Here is a 15,310-nt window from a genome sequence, read left to right on the forward strand (position 1 = left end):
TGAAATTCGGGTTGAAACTTAATTTATAGTATTTGTATTCGGTAGGCTCAAAAAGATTCGTTTTTGTTTAAAGATTAAATTATAGAGATGATACAAAAAGGAGTTATAGTCATTTTATTTTTCGTTTTGCTTGGCAATCCAGTTTCGGTTATGGCACAAACAGAACCGGAGGATATTGCTATGGCAACCGATGAATATCAGGATGCTTTTTATGAATCATTAAAACAAAAAGGAATTGAAAATTATGATAAAGCAATAGCATCACTAGATAAATGTGTAAAGCTAAAACCCAATGATGCTGTAGCTTATTTTGAATTAGGCAAAAATTATCTATCATTAAAAGATTATCGAAACGCACAGGATTCGTTTGAAAAAGCAACACAATTAGATCCAAAAAATAAATGGTACTGGTTAGGAATTTATGATGTAAGCTACGAAACGAAAAATTATCCTTTGGCTATTGAAACCATTCAGAAAATTGCTGTTTTTGATGAAGAATACAAAGATGATTTGATTTCGTTGTACATGATTACCAATCAGTTTGACAAAGCACTTGTAACGATCAATGAAATGAATGATAAATTCGGAAAATCAGAAGATCGTGACCGTTATAAAATGCAAATTTTATCTCAGGGGAAATATCAAAATGCCGAAATCACAAATTTGATCGATCAGATAAAAAAGAGTCCAAAAGAAGAAGCGAATTATATCAATCTGATTTTCTTATATTCAAAAGCTGAAGAAACTGATAAAGCATTAGAAGTTGCAAAGCAATTGGCAAAAGAAATCCCAACATCGGAGTGGGCGCAAGTGAGTTTGTTTAAAGTTTATATAGATGCAAACCAGTCAGATAAAGCCATTAAGGCGATGAATGTAATTTTATCAAGTTCAAAAATTGATTCAAAAATTAAGCATCGTACCTTAAATGAATTTTTGATCTATGTGAATAAAAATCCGCAATATGCTCCTGATTTAGAGAAAGCAATTGCCTATTTTGATAATGATAAAGAAATTGATGTTGCAAAAGAGGTAGGGAAATTTTATCATAGCAAAGGTCAGTTTGAGAATGCAATTAAGTATTATGAGAAAGATTTAAAATCAAATTCAGATACAGATCGCGAATCCAATTTGTTATTGCTTGAAGCTTATGCGCAGGCAAAACAATTTGAACCCATGACAAAAAGAGCGATGAATATGATTGATGTATATCCTAGTCAGCCTCAATTTTATTATTATGCTGGTTTAGGAAACAATCAGTTAAAACAATTTAAAAACGCAAAAACCGTTTTAGAAATGGGACTCGATTATGTTGTTGATGATAAAGCGCTCGAAGCAAATTTTAATATTCAATTAGGAGAAGCATACAATGGTCTGGGAGATGCTAAGAAAAAAGAGGAATACTTTTTGAAGGCAAATGAGTTATTAAAGAAAAAAAAGTAAAAGACTAAATTCAGATGAAAAAATATATAGCACTAGTATTGTTGACCGCTTTTATGGTTTCTTGTAAATCAAAGGCAGTTGCAGTACAAAATAATAACGGCAATGCTGAAGTTATTACAAAAGAAGACAAAAAAGCAGTTGAGAAACATTACGATAATAAGTTAGATTTTTCGACTTTATACATAAAAGCCAGCGCGAGATATGCTGACGAAAAACAAAGTCAAAATGTTACAGCCGACATTAGAATCGAAAAAGACAAACAGATCCTGGTAAGTGTTCGTTTTTTAGGAATTACAATGGCAAAAGCTTTGATAACACCAACTACAGTAAGTTATTACGAAAAAATAAACAGTACCTATTACGAAGGCGATTTTACCAGTTTAAGCAAATGGCTGGGAACTGAATTGGATTATAGCAAAGTGCAGAATTTATTAGTAGGAGAAGCACTTGATGATTTAAGAAAAGGAAAATATACCCAAACAATTGTAGACAACCTTTTTAAATTAGAAGATCTAAAAGAAACTAATATAAAGAAAGCTTTCTATCTGGATGCAGAGAAATATTTGGTGCAAAAAGAAGAGATTTCGCAGCCTGCAGAAAACAGAATGTTACAAATTTCGTATGGTGACAGCAAAGTTTTTAATCAGGGAACACTTCCAACGAGTATCGAAATTAATGCAATTCAGCCAAAAGGGAAAACCAATATTAATTTGAATTACAATAATATTTCATTTAATGAAGAACTTTCTTTTCCATATAGCGTACCAAGTGGTTATAAAAAAGTTATAATTAAGTAAATTTGCAAAAAGAAAACACAAACATGCCAAAATTTCTCCTAAGCCTAATTTTTATATGTGCCACTACATTTATGTGGGCGCAAGATGATTCGCAACAAGAAAAACTTGAACAGCGTAAAGCTCAGATTCAACAGGAAATTAGAGACAACGAAAAAATGTTGCAGTCTGTAAAGAAAAAAGAAAAATCAGCAGTAAATGTTTTTTTGATTCAGGCGAATAAAATTAAACTTAAAGAGAAACTGATTAATACTACAGCAAAACAAGAAAAACTTTTAAGTAATGATATGTATATTAATCAGGTTAAGGTTAATAAATTAAAAAAAGAACTTGAGGTATTAAAAGCAGATTATGCAAAAATGATTTTAAAATCATATAAAAGTCGATCTGAGCAAAGCCGGGCCATGTTTATTTTGTCATCAGAAAGCTTTTTGCAAGCGTATAAAAGAGCACAATATTTAAAACAATATACCAATTTTAGAAAAAATCAAGGTTTAGAAATTCAATCAAAAACCGCGCAGTTAGTTGATTACAATGCTAAATTGGATGGACAAAGACAGGTTAAGAAAAAAATTATTGCCGAAAATCAAAAAGAGAAACAAAGCTTAGAAGTTGAAAAGCAAGAACAGCAAAAATTAGTTAACTCAATCAAAAAAGATAAAAGTAAAATTATTGCCGATACAAGAGCGAAACAACAAGAATCGAGAAAAATCGATGCTAAAATTAAGGAGCTTATTCGTGAACAAATTAGATTAGCGAATAAAAGAGCCGAAGAAGAAAGACGTAAAAGAATTGCAGAAGGTAAAGCCAGTGAAGCAGAGAAAGCAGAAGCTTCATCACCTAAAACTTATTCATCTGATAGAATTACATTAACACCGGAAGGTAAAATCCTGGCTGCCGATTTTAAAGCCAATAGAGGGAAACTGCCTTGGCCGGTAGAAAAAGGATTTATATCTCTTGGTTACGGAGATCAGCCACATCCCTTATATCCAACACTTACAGTTCATAATTCCGGAGTAGAGATTACAACAGAACAAGGAGCAAGTGCACGTGCTGTATTTGAAGGAGTAGTATCAAAAGTTATCGCCTTGTCGCCCGTAAACAGAGCTGTTTTTATTCAGCATGGAGATTACTTTACAGTATATCAAAACCTAAGTTCGGTATCTGTTGAGCAAGGTGATAAAGTAAAAGTGAAACAAGTTCTTGGAAAAGTAAGAACAAGTGGAGACACCGGAAAAACAATTATTAAGTTTTTGATTATTCAAAATACATCAAATAACAATCCTGAGGGATGGTTGCAAAACAGATAAAAAAAAGGGAGCTAAATTAGCTCCCTTTTTCGTGGGTTGGTTTTTTGGTTAATCATATTGTTCTAAAAAATACCTTAAAATATCAGTTGTAGTAACGATACCTTTAAGCTCTCCGTTATCTACCACCGGAAGAGCGTGAAATTCTTCTTTCACAAAAATTTCTGCCGAATCCTTTATATTGGTATCAGATGATATTGTTTTTGGTTTTGATGTCATGACCTGAGCAATGGTCAACATATCCAGAATGGCTTCATCAGCACCCTCTTGCCCTTCGAACAAAGCTCCAAAAGTTAATCTGTTAATATCTGTTCGGCTAATAATTCCAACTACCTCTTTGCTTCGAACAATCGGGATGTGACGAATATTGTGTTTTTTTAATTTTTCAACTACTTTTCTAAGGCCGTCATTTTCGTTTACAGTAACGACACTTTTAGTCATGATGTGACTAATTGGTTCTCTTTTTTTCATAATTAATATGTTTTAAGGTTACATCAAATATGTCTCATTTTTCTCATAAATAATATGATTTTTGTCACCTTTGAGATATAGTTAAGTTGAATTTTAAAGACCGCATTTTTTATGTTTTTATTGAAAATGACAATCGAAATTGTAACTTTATAAAGGATAAAACACATTAGAAGATAAAAATCATTCTATTGTTCATTTGAAATTGTATCGATTGAAATTTAAAATAGTATTTTTGCACTATGGAAACAAATAGACAGAAAAAAATAGGCGGTGTCATCCAGAAAGATTTGGTTGATATTTTGCAAGGTGAAGTGAGAAAAAACGGAATTAGTAATTTGGTAATTTCGGTATCCAAAGTTAGTGTTACTTCAGATTTATCTGTGGCAACAGTGTATTTAAGCATTTTTCCTCAGGACAAAGCCAAAGAAACTTTAGAAGGTATAAAATCAAATTCAACTCTAATTAAGCACGATTTATCACAACGTGTTCGTTTGCAATTGCGTCGTGTACCAAACTTGGTATTCTTTATTGATGACTCTCTTGATTATATCGAAAAAATCGATAATGCTTTATCAAACAGAGAAAACCCAATTGAAAATCGTGATCTTTTAGAAAAAAGAAGAAAATCATAAATTGAATTTCCCCCTTTACATAGCCAAACGTTATATTTTTAGCAGAAGTAAAAACAATGCTATCAATATTATTAATCGCATTGCCAGCATGGGAATTATTGTTGGCACAATGGCTTTGTTTGTGGTTTTATCTGTTTTTAGCGGTTTAAAAGTTTTTAGCCTTTCGTTTACAAACGAGATAGATCCCGATCTTAAAATTACCAGTACTTACGGAAAATCGTTTTTGATTACGCCAGACCAGGAAAATCAAATTAAAAAGATTGACGGAGTTGTTTTGTATACCAAAATTATCGAAGAACGTGTTTTGTTTTTATTTAAAGACAAGCAGCAGGTTACTTACCTAAAAGGTGTCGATCGAAACTATCCCGTAGTTAACGATATCAAAAAAAAACTCTTTAACGGAGATTGGCTCAAACCAGACACTTATCAGGTTGTTATTGGTTACGGAATTGCTCAGGATTTTTCGATGGGAATTCTTGATTTCGAAAATCCTCTTCAAATATTTGCACCAAAACCAGGAAAAGGAGCAATCGAAAATCCCGAAGAAGCATTTAATAAAACAGATGTTTTGCCAGTTGGGATTTATTCGATTAGTGAAGATTTAGATTCAAAATATGTTTTTGCAGATTTGGGTTTGGCACAGGAATTATTAATGTACAAGCCGAATCAAATTTCAGGAATCGAATTTAATCTGAAAGAAGGTGCAAATGAAAATGCGATCAGTGCTAAACTGAATACTATTTTCAATAATAAAATTACCATAAAAAACAGGGCACAACTGAACGAGTCTTTGTATAAAATGCTGAATACAGAGAATATAGTGGTTTACCTGATTTTTACTCTGGTGATTATTGTGGCACTTTTTAATTTAGTTGGCGCATTGATTATGATGATTTTAGAGAAGAAAGGAAACCTTAAAACCCTTTTTAATCTGGGAACAGAAATCAATAGTCTGCGAAAAATATTCCTGCTTCAGGGAACTTTGCTAAGTATTTTTGGAGGTATAATTGGCCTTGTTCTCGGTATCATTTTAGTACTGTTGCAACAACAATACGAACTCATTATGATCACGCCAACCTTGGCATATCCCGTAGTTTTCAATCTTGAAAACGTACTTATAGTGATGGCAACAATTGTATCACTTGGTTTTGTGGCTTCTTTAATTGCCAGCAGCCGTGTAAGCAAAAAGTTATTGGATTAGTATTTCCTACTAAAAAATATTACTTATATTTATCCTCTTAAAAAACTACAGTTTATGATTGTTTCTGCCTAATCCTATTTTATTTTCTTGAATAATTAGGATACTTACGTTTATTTTTCTTCAGTTCAGATCATTGCATCCGGACTAATATTATCATTTATCCTAACATATCATGACAGAAACAACAATACAGAAAAGTTTATTTTCTAAAGTTTTCACCACATTAAAACAAGCAATCAAAGGAGATGAATCTTTTGATTATACCGTAGGCAGCATCAAAAAAGCCGTTATTCTATTGGCCATTCCGATGGTTTTAGAAATGATGATGGAATCTGTTTTTGCCTTGGTCGATCTCTATTTCGTCGGACATTTAGAGCACAGTAGTTTTGCCATTCAAACTGTTGGTTTAACAGAATCGGTACTTGCTATTATATATTCAGTCGCAATTGGGATGAGTATGGCGGCAACAGCAGTTGTAGCACGACGTATTGGCGAAAAAGATCCTGTTGCTGCAGCAAAGGCAGGAATGCAGGCGATTATAGTGGCATTTGTAATTAACACCATAATTAGTATTCTGGGCGTTATTTATGCCAAAGAAATTTTGATTCTCATGGGCGCATCAGAAGATGCAGCAGAACATGGTTACATTTTTACACAAATTATGATTGGCGGAAGCTTATGTATTATGCTTTTATTCCTGATTAACGGAATATTTCGTGGAGCCGGAAATGCGGCAATTGCCATGAAAAGTCTTTGGTTAGCCAATATTTGCAATATTATTTTATGTCCAATATTAATTAACGGTTTTGGTCCGGTTCCCGCTTTTGGATTAACGGGTGCCGCAATTGCGACCACTTTAGGAAGAAGCATTGGAGTACTATATCAGGTGTATCATTTGTTTTTTGGAAATGGTGCTTTGAAAATTAAAATTTCATACTTCATTCCAGATTTTGATCAGATAAAAGCATTGGTAAAAATTGCTGCTCCGGGAGTTTTGCAGTTTGTTATTGCGTCTTGCAGCTGGATTTTTCTGGCGCAATTAGTAGCCACAACCGGAGGTGATCACGGATCAGCAGGATATCAAACAGCACTTAGAATTATGATGTTTTTTATTCTTCCGGCTTGGGGATTAAGTAATGCCGCTGCAACTTTGGTAGGACAAAATTTAGGCGCCAAACAAATCGATCGTGCCGAAAAATCAGTTTATACAACGGCCAGATATAATGTTATTTTTATGGCAACAATCATGGTGATTACATTATGTTTCGGAAAGTATATTATTTCGTTTTTCACCAATGACGAATTGGTAAAAACAATAGCTGTAGAAGCCTTACAAATCATGAGCATCGGATTTATCTTTTACGGAATAGGAATGGTTTTAATCAACACTTTCAACGGAGCAGGAGATACCTGGACACCAACAGGAATTAATTTCTTTGGGTTTTGGTTGTTTCAAATTCCACTTGCTTATGTACTGGCAAAACATTTTAATATGGGGCCAACAGGTGTTTTCATCGCGATTCCGGTTGCAGAAACTGCTATAACATTAGCGAGTATTTTCTTTTACAAAAGAGGGAAGTGGAAACGTATTGAGGTTTAGGTTGTTTTGTGTACTATTTCTTATATTTCTGCGTTAAAGATTAATAACCAAAATATAGCATTATGAAAACCAAAACTAAATTTTTAGGATTCTTGACATTTCTTGCATTGTTTGCAGTTGTAGCTTTCAAACCTTTAGAAGGTAAAAAAACAATTGTAATTGATGCCGGACACGGTGGTTATGATGTTGGTGCGGATCTTTACGGTTTCGAAGAAAAAGCCATCACTGAAACAATCGCAAAAAGAATAAAAGAACAAAACAATAGTGCTGATGTTGAAATTGTTTTAATTCGTGACGGTGATATTAGTATGGAATTAAAAGAAAGAGTTTCCATAATTAACAACCTAAAACCAGATCTGGTAATTTCATTACATGTCAACTCTAATTCAAATATGATGGCTAATGGAGTTCAGGCATATGTTCCTGCGAATGAAATATTTAAAGATAAGTCGAAAGCGATTGCTGAAATAATAATTGATAAAATAGCAGCGACCGGAAATCTTGTAAAAAGAAATACTACTGAAGCACCTTTTTATTTATTAAAAAACGCTAACTGTCCTATAATGACTTTAGAAATAGGGTTTTTGTCTAATGAAAAAGACAGAAATTATATAACTAGCGCAAAAGGTCAAAATGAAATTGCTTCAAAAATTTTAGAATCTGTAAAGTAAAAAAACTTATATAAAAACGAAAGACCTTCAAAATTTTGAAGGTCTTTTTTATTTCAAAGTTAAATCTTATACAAAGATATTTATTTAAAGCTAAATATTGTACTTTTGTATGTACAACTTAAAGTACAACAACTATGAAAGCTATTACTATTTCTACTCTAAGAAAAAATATAAAAAATTATTTTGATGAAGTATCTGAATCATCAGAAATAATTGTTGTTCCAAGAAATACAGAGGAAGATGCAGTTGTAATAATTTCTATGAAAGAATACAATTCAATATTAGAAACACAACATTTATTATCAACTAAAGCAAATAGAAATAGGCTTAGTGAATCTATTGAACAATTAGAAAAAGGAAAACTTATATCATATAATATAGACGAATTGTAACTGATAGTATGGATATTTGTTTTACTAAGAATGGTTGGGAAGAATTTGAATATTGGATTGAAAACGACACTGACACAGCGATAAAAATAAAAGAATTAATAAAGTCAATACGGGAAAATCCATTTAAAGGTATTGGAAAGCCAGAACCTTTACGTCATGATTTAAAAAGTTTTTGGTCAAGACGAATTAACGGCGAACATCGATTAGTTTATAAAGTTTCAGGAACAAAAGGCATTGATCAAAAATGTATCATCCTGCAATGTCGATTTCATTATGATGATAAATAAATGCAAAAGACCTTCAAATTTTTGAAGGTCTTTTGCATTTTAGATCTTTGCCAAAGTTTTAAAATTTGACAAATATTATATATGTTTTTAAACAAATTCATATCCCGCATAAACCTGTTCAATTTCTTTCATAATTGCAAAAAGATTTTCAGGTTCATCAGTTGTAACCAGTTTTTGTTTGTATTCTTTAAACGAATGAATTCCTTTAAAATAATTGGTATAATGACGACGCATTTCAACAATCCCTAAACGTTCACCTTTCCATTCCATTGACCACATAAGGTGGTTTCTGGCGGCTTCTACACGATCCGCAACAGTTGGAGCAGGTAAGTGCTCACCCGTTTTAAAATAATGTTTGATTTCGTTAAAAATCCACGGATAACCAATTGCCGCACGACCAATCATGATCCCGTCAATACCGTATTCGTTTTTATATTTTAATGCTTTTTCAGGACTGTCGATATCGCCATTTCCAAAAATAGGCATTGTAATTTTAGGATTATTTTTTACACGTGCAATGTGCGACCAGTCGGCGTGGCCTTTATACATTTGTGCGCGGGTTCTGGCGTGAATCGTCAAAGCCTGAACACCAATATCCTGAAGTCTTTCAGCAACTTCATCAATGTTGATCGAGTTATCATCCCAGCCTAAACGTGTTTTTACCGTTACAGGTAAATCAGTACTTCTGATAACCGCTTTTGTCAAACGAACCATCAAATCTACATCTTTTAGAACTCCGGCTCCTGCACCTTTACAAACTACTTTTTTTACCGGACATCCAAAATTAATATCCACTAAATCAGGTTTTACCGTAGAAACAATTTTAGACGAAAGCGCCATTGCTTCTTCATCACCACCAAAAATCTGAATTCCAACCGGACGTTCGTAATCAAAAATATCCAGCTTCATTCTGCTTTTGATAGCATCGCGAATTAATCCTTCTGATGAAATAAATTCAGAATACATCATGTCAGCACCGTGCGTTTTGCATAATCTGCGAAACGGCGGATCACTAACATCTTCCATCGGTGCGAGTAATAAAGGAAATTCGGGTAATTCTATGTTGCCAATCTTGACCATCTTCAATATTTTGTGCAAAATTACAACATTTAGTTTAATTCACAGCAAAACATTCATAGTGAGGTTCAAAGGGTTGAAATTAAACCATATAAGTTATATAAGTTCATTTAAATAAAATGAGATTAATAAAAACTTTATGATGATGAAAAATAAGTCATATAGGTTTGTTTAATAAAATCATATAATACATAGCCACAATATGAACTTATATGTTCATTTAATAAAACGTACAATTACCACAAATTTTAACTTATATGGTGAAAAAAATTATATGGTAGTTTTCCTGTAATCAAAAAATCGAATAGGTTTTCGACTCATTGGGTTAAAAACCAAAGGATTTAAAGTTTCTTTTGAGGCGAATTCTATTTTTGGGGTTACTCTTAATTTGGCTCTGAAGTGATCTTTTATTTCCTGTAAAAATTCAGCAGATTGATTTTTTGCAGCGATTTTTATCAGGATTTCATCAGTTCCCAAATCGTTGGTAGAGATCTCAATAATATGATTTTCGATATTGTCGAAACCACTCAAAACATCGTTCATAGCTGGCGGATAAAGCGTTGTGCCTTTGTATTTGATCATTTGTTTTTTACGTCCAACCACAGGTCCAACACGCAACGTATTTCTTCCGCAAGCGCAAGGACTGTTGTGTAACTGTACAATATCTCCGGTTTTAAAACGCAATAAAGGCATGGCTTCAATCCCTAACGTGGTAAAAGTCAATTCGCCAATTTCTCCGTCTTTTACAGGAATATTATTTTCGTCGAGAACTTCAACGATAATCAATTCCGGATGATGATGACCGCCAACGCCATGTTCACATTCTGTAAAAGCAGTGCTCATTTCTGTCGAAGCATAAGTTGAGAATAACTTAATATTCCACTTTTCAGTGATTTTATTGGACAAAATGTTCATCGAAAAATCCTGATTTCTTAGCGATTCTCCAATGCAAATTGCCCCTTTTATGCTCGAATTATTATAGTCAATTCCGTGCGCTTCGGCATATTCAATTAATTTTAATAAAAATGATGGAACGGTAATTAAATAAGAAGGTTTATATTTTAAAATAGAATCCCATTGCAATTCCGGAATTCCCGCGCCAACACGAATAACACCCACTTTTAATTTTCGTAATCCCAGAAAATAAGCCAGTCCAGCCATAAATTTTCTGTCGATTGTAGTCATTAATTGTACCACATCGCCCTCTGCAATTCCGGCGCAGGCAAACGAAATGGCTTCATTATAAGCCAGTCGGTCTAAGTCAGAATCGGTTAAGCCAAAAGTTACCGGATCTCCTAAAGTCCCTGAAGTCGATGCATAATCGATGATTTTGTTTTGAGGAACACACAAAAAATCATCGTTGTATTCTTGTAGATTTTCTTTTGTCGTAACAGGTAAATATTGTAAATCTTCGAGTGTTTTAACCTTCGAAATATCAATATTTTGTCCTGCAAAAAGACGTTTGTAAAAAGGAGAATTTTGACTGATATATTGTAAAAGTTCGGCTAATTTCTGCTCTTGAAAATTTTTAATTTCTTCTAAAGAATCTTTTTCTATTAATGGAATCATTGTAATTTTCTTTTGATTTTTTTTAAATATTTTTCAATTGCTGTTTTATCAGGAACTGTTGTAATTTCTTTGGTTAATGCTTTTTCAAAATAAGTCTGAGAAAGCTTATATTCTTTTTTTTGATAAAAGTACAACCCTGCTTTGTAATACACAACCCAATAATCAGGGTTTAGGGATTGATATTGTTGAATAAATTCAGGACTAATAACGTCTTTATTTTTGAGATATAAATCTATTTTATCGTCTTCAATTCTAAATTTCTGATAGTTTTTGTATTGAATGGTTTCCAGAAATGGATCTTTAGGAATGTCTAAGTTTTTTTGTTGAAAAGAATAAACGACAGGATTCATTTTTTTTTCTTTAAAAACAGAATCCAGATTATAACAAACAAATTCTCCCAATTGATACGGATTTGCCGATACCCAAACCAGTTTTTCTTTTGGTTTGAAAATAACACCATGATGCGCCATCAACTGATTCAGGGCTTTTTCGTTGCCATAACCCAAAGGAATATTCTTTAAGCCGTCTTTATTTCGTAGAATTTCAGAAGCAATTTTAGGATTGATTTTCGGGTTTTCTGCAAAAAGTTCCTGCATTCTTTCAAAACGATATTCTGAATGACTGTTGGCAATTTGCAACTGATTTCGTTTTTCGTTTTTTAAATCTTCTCCCTGAAAATGATTCGCACAAAATAGCTGATCACTATTTGGAACATCGTAAACATCCATTTTTTTGGGCGAAACTTCAATCAAAATAGCTTTGTTGTCATTTGCACTTCCCACCATAATAGATTCTGAAACAAATACTTCCCTTTTTTTGGCAATCGCAATCGCTTCGTCAATGTTTTTGGCGTGTTGTAAAATTTCACGTGTCAGGATCGAAATCGGTGTTTTGGCAATCAACGGAATTTTAGATTTCGAAGCATTTATTGTAACGGTTAAACCTTCGATATTCATTCCGGAAACGGCACCAACCATTCCAGGCCAGGTAACCATCATAAATTGGTGACCCTCTTTCGGGTTTATAAACGCTACGATTTTATTTTCCGCGAAAGCGTCATTCACATAAAAATCAAAATTACGACCAAGAATTAAATTTCCATCTTCAGATTTTTCTCCCCAGGCAGCAAAAGAGGAGCAGCCAACCAAAGCTAAATCCTGCAATGCGTGACCGATATCATGCGCGGCATGCAAATACAAACTGCGCTGATATTGTGGTGCAATGTTGTCAAAGTCATGCGAGGTATATTGCGAAACACCAAAAATCTCGGTTTGATATTCTTCAGGAACATTCGTATATAATTTCCTGTTGTACCATTTTAGAAAATTTCGAAGAAGTCGCTGCTGAAATTTTGAAGGAACAATATCCTTTATTTTAGAGAAAAAAATATGTTCCTGATTTTTTAAAAGAGAATCAGATAAAGCTCCGGTATTAAGACCAATTTCAAGAGGATCGCCTTCAACGTATAATTCCCAAAGACCTTGTTTATTTTTTAAAAGTGAATTTTTTCCTGATGCAAAAACACTGTCAGATTGTTTTATTACAACTGGTTTTGCAGCATTGTATTGAGAAGTTTCAGGAAGATGATGCATAGATTTTGATGTTCCGCAAGACGCCAACATCAACAAAAAAACAACGAAAAAAAATAAATTAATCCGGCTTTTCATATTTATACCTATCCAAGAATAATGAACTCATTCATTGCTACCTTTCTCATAACCTTCATAGTAATATGATTGTTCGATTCCTTTAAAAATAACTTCTCTATTGTTAACTTCGTCAGTTAGATTTTCCTTTAATAAAGTTCTTAATTCCAAATCGTTAATAGGACTTCTTTCCATTGACTGTAAATAAAGAGTTTTGTCAACGAATTGCCAGTTGACAACTTTATTGAGTTGCTTTTTTAGAATCATATCCAGCCATATTCTCATAGATCTGCCATTACCTTCCATAAAAGGATGAGCAATATTCATCTCAACATATTTAGCAATAATTTCTTCAAAAGTGTTTTCTGGCATTTGCTCAATCTTCACTAGAATTTCATTAAGATATAATGCATTTGCAAATCTAAAACCGCCTTTTGAAATATTGAGTTTTCTTATTTCGCCGGCAAAATCATATAAAGGATGAAATAAATAATGGTGAATTGCCTTAAGACCTTTGGTTGTACCTACTTCTATTTTGTCTATATCATTCGATTCAAATAATCGATAGGCATTTTCTAAACTGTTCTTGTCAATATTTTTCATAGAGATTTTGTACCAAATTTAAGTCGAAATCAAAATTACAATTTAATTCCTAAAATTCTGAATTTAAAGTTTTCGTTTCGGAGTCATGTTCTGATGAATTACATATCAGATGCTTCATTAATTTTAGTTACTAAATATTCTTTTCCAAGAATTTCTGAGCAGGTTACAACCGCGCCAATCGTTACGCCAAGAACTCCATGCATATTAATACTTTGGCCCGTAAGATATAAATTATCCAGCTTGGTTTTTGACGGAATGAGGGTTTTCATCGGATTATTCGAATCTTTAACATATCCGTACATATTTCCGTTGTCACCACCTATATAATCCCGATAAGAAAGTGGAGTAGAAGTGTGAACAGATCGAATACAATCTCTGATACCGGGGAATTTTATCTCGATTTCGTCCAAAAATTTAGCTGCTTTTCTGGATTTAAATTCTTCATAACTTTCTCCGCGGTCATTTTTATCAACCGTTGTGTTAAAAGTTTCCATCCAGGGCGCGACATCGTCGTATTTCATGTAGGTGATAAACGTCATCCCTTCGGCCCATTCTTCCTGTTTTTTTGAGGCATTCATAGAAGCCATAAAAGCTTTTGGCCAGGAGTTTTCGTCATAGTCATGAGCGGTCCAGACTTCGGAACTTTTTTTGAAATGATAATGATTGTGATTGATGTATTTAAAGGTTTCAGGTTTAAAAACAATGTATAAACTGAAAGCCGAAATAACGCCTTCAAGACTTTGAACCCTGCTGTAAAATGATTTTCTAAAGTTTTCTTCGCCAGCCAGTTTCAAAGTAGTTTTGGGTTCAATGTTCGAGATGAAATAAGAACCTGAAACCTGAGTTCCGTCTTTCATTTCTACGAAAGTAACCCTGTTGTTTTCTACATTAAATTTCGTAACTTCTTTGTATTTATAAAATTCTCCACCGTATTTTTTAAGCTGTTTCAAAAGCTGCTTTGTAATCTGACTTCCGCCATTGATGCAGCGCCACGAACTCTGAATATAGGAGTTTACAGAAAGCGCATGAACATAAAAAGGCGATTTGTCAGCAATACCCGCATACAAAAAATTAGAACCCGATAAAACCGCTTTTAATTTTTCATTCTGGGTACATTCCTCGATCGTTTCTTTGGCGTTAAGCCCTAAAATTTCATTATCGTATTTGCCTTCCCATTCTAAATTATAAAGGGGAAAACATTCACAAATATCTTTTATTTTTTTGCAATATTCTTCAATATTGGCTTTTTCATCAGGGAAAAATTTCACTAACTGATTGGCGAAATTATCATAACCCTGTGCATGCGGATATTCGTTTTCATCATCTTCAAAAGAAATAATATCAAAACCATTTTCATCTAATTTTTTCAGATTAAGATGATCCATGATTCCCAAATACTTAAAATATTTGTATAGATTTTGTCCTTCTTGCAAACCTCCTATATAATGAATTCCGGTATCAAAAATAGTTTTATCACGTACAAAAGTTTGCAGATTTCCGCCGTATTGATTGTTTTTTTCAAGCACACAAACGCTGTATCCTTCTTTTGCCAGAATAATTGCCGAGACCAATCCGCCTAAACCGCTGCCTACAATTACTACATCGTATTGCTCTTTCATG

Annotated in this window: 15 protein-coding genes; 9 read left to right on the forward strand and 6 right to left on the reverse strand. The window is 33.2% G+C overall.

From position 1 onward, the window contains the following. Window positions 1-87: 87 nt before the first annotated feature. The 3 genes from ACIDC4_RS08930 to ACIDC4_RS08940 are packed head-to-tail and all read left to right on the forward strand — an operon-like array spanning window position 88 to window position 3,544. The gene (locus ACIDC4_RS08930; RefSeq protein ID WP_412042817.1) at window positions 88-1,440 is read left to right on the forward strand and encodes a tetratricopeptide repeat protein; all 1,353 of its coding nucleotides are present in this window, start codon (window positions 88-90) and stop codon (window positions 1,438-1,440) included. Window positions 1,441-1,454: 14 nt separating this feature from the next. Continuing rightward, window positions 1,455-2,237 carry a lipoprotein insertase outer membrane protein LolB1 gene (gene lolB1 / locus ACIDC4_RS08935; RefSeq protein ID WP_412042816.1) on the forward strand — a complete coding sequence of 261 codons (783 nt, stop codon included), beginning with the start codon at window positions 1,455-1,457 and terminating at the stop codon, window positions 2,235-2,237. Window positions 2,238-2,260: 23 nt separating this feature from the next. Next, complete coding sequence (locus ACIDC4_RS08940; RefSeq protein ID WP_412042815.1) at window positions 2,261-3,544, forward strand: murein hydrolase activator EnvC family protein; 1,284 nt, start codon at window positions 2,261-2,263, stop codon at window positions 3,542-3,544. Between the two features lie 48 nt (window positions 3,545-3,592). On the opposite strand, the gene ACIDC4_RS08945 is transcribed toward ACIDC4_RS08940, so the two are convergent. Then, window positions 3,593-4,012, reverse strand: coding sequence for a CBS domain-containing protein (locus tag ACIDC4_RS08945; protein WP_412042814.1), 420 nt, complete (start codon window positions 4,010-4,012; stop codon window positions 3,593-3,595). A gap of 239 nt (window positions 4,013-4,251) precedes the next feature. Between ACIDC4_RS08945 and rbfA the strand changes: the two genes are divergently transcribed. From rbfA to ACIDC4_RS08975, 6 genes are all read left to right on the forward strand, one after another. Further along, window positions 4,252-4,644, forward strand: coding sequence for a 30S ribosome-binding factor RbfA (gene rbfA, locus ACIDC4_RS08950; protein WP_055097718.1), 393 nt, complete (start codon window positions 4,252-4,254; stop codon window positions 4,642-4,644). A gap of 1 nt (window position 4,645) precedes the next feature. Beyond that, window positions 4,646-5,845: an ABC transporter permease gene (locus tag ACIDC4_RS08955; RefSeq protein WP_412042813.1), complete on the forward strand. Its 1,200-nt coding sequence runs from the start codon at window positions 4,646-4,648 to the stop codon at window positions 5,843-5,845. Window positions 5,846-6,017: 172 nt separating this feature from the next. Continuing rightward, on the forward strand, window positions 6,018-7,445 hold the full coding sequence (locus ACIDC4_RS08960) for an MATE family efflux transporter (RefSeq protein WP_412042812.1): 1,428 nt from the start codon (window positions 6,018-6,020) through the stop codon (window positions 7,443-7,445). Between the two features lie 62 nt (window positions 7,446-7,507). Next, window positions 7,508-8,116, forward strand: coding sequence for an N-acetylmuramoyl-L-alanine amidase family protein (locus ACIDC4_RS08965; protein WP_412042811.1), 609 nt, complete (start codon window positions 7,508-7,510; stop codon window positions 8,114-8,116). 134 nt (window positions 8,117-8,250) lie between these two features. Next, window positions 8,251-8,508 carry a type II toxin-antitoxin system Phd/YefM family antitoxin gene (locus ACIDC4_RS08970; protein ID WP_230034158.1) on the forward strand — a complete coding sequence of 86 codons (258 nt, stop codon included), beginning with the start codon at window positions 8,251-8,253 and terminating at the stop codon, window positions 8,506-8,508. A gap of 8 nt (window positions 8,509-8,516) precedes the next feature. Continuing rightward, window positions 8,517-8,795: a Txe/YoeB family addiction module toxin gene (locus ACIDC4_RS08975; RefSeq protein WP_230034159.1), complete on the forward strand. Its 279-nt coding sequence runs from the start codon at window positions 8,517-8,519 to the stop codon at window positions 8,793-8,795. An 87-nt stretch (window positions 8,796-8,882) separates the two neighbouring features. On the opposite strand, the gene dusB is transcribed toward ACIDC4_RS08975, so the two are convergent. The 5 genes from dusB to ACIDC4_RS09000 form a co-directional block, all read right to left on the reverse strand. Then, the gene (dusB, locus tag ACIDC4_RS08980; protein ID WP_412042810.1) at window positions 8,883-9,875 is read right to left on the reverse strand and encodes a tRNA dihydrouridine synthase DusB; all 993 of its coding nucleotides are present in this window, start codon (window positions 9,873-9,875) and stop codon (window positions 8,883-8,885) included. Window positions 9,876-10,142: 267 nt separating this feature from the next. After that, window positions 10,143-11,441 (reverse strand): flexirubin biosynthesis putative acyl-CoA ligase FlxY, encoded by a 1,299-nt coding sequence (gene flxY / locus ACIDC4_RS08985; RefSeq protein WP_412042809.1) that lies wholly within the window; start codon window positions 11,439-11,441, stop codon window positions 10,143-10,145. Next, the gene (locus ACIDC4_RS08990) at window positions 11,438-13,108 is read right to left on the reverse strand and encodes a C45 family autoproteolytic acyltransferase/hydrolase (RefSeq protein WP_412042808.1); all 1,671 of its coding nucleotides are present in this window, start codon (window positions 13,106-13,108) and stop codon (window positions 11,438-11,440) included. Before ACIDC4_RS08990 ends, flxY begins: the two co-directional genes overlap by 4 nt. 27 nt (window positions 13,109-13,135) lie before the next feature. Further along, window positions 13,136-13,690, reverse strand: coding sequence for a protein adenylyltransferase Fic (fic, locus tag ACIDC4_RS08995; protein ID WP_412042807.1), 555 nt, complete (start codon window positions 13,688-13,690; stop codon window positions 13,136-13,138). 98 nt (window positions 13,691-13,788) lie between these two features. Next, window positions 13,789-15,309, reverse strand: coding sequence for a phytoene desaturase family protein (locus ACIDC4_RS09000; RefSeq protein ID WP_412042806.1), 1,521 nt, complete (start codon window positions 15,307-15,309; stop codon window positions 13,789-13,791). Between the last annotated feature and the right edge of the window lies 1 nt (window position 15,310).

The organism is Flavobacterium sp. C3NV, assembly GCF_046825355.2.
In the GTDB taxonomy this organism is placed as follows: Bacteria; Bacteroidota; Bacteroidia; order Flavobacteriales; family Flavobacteriaceae; genus Flavobacterium.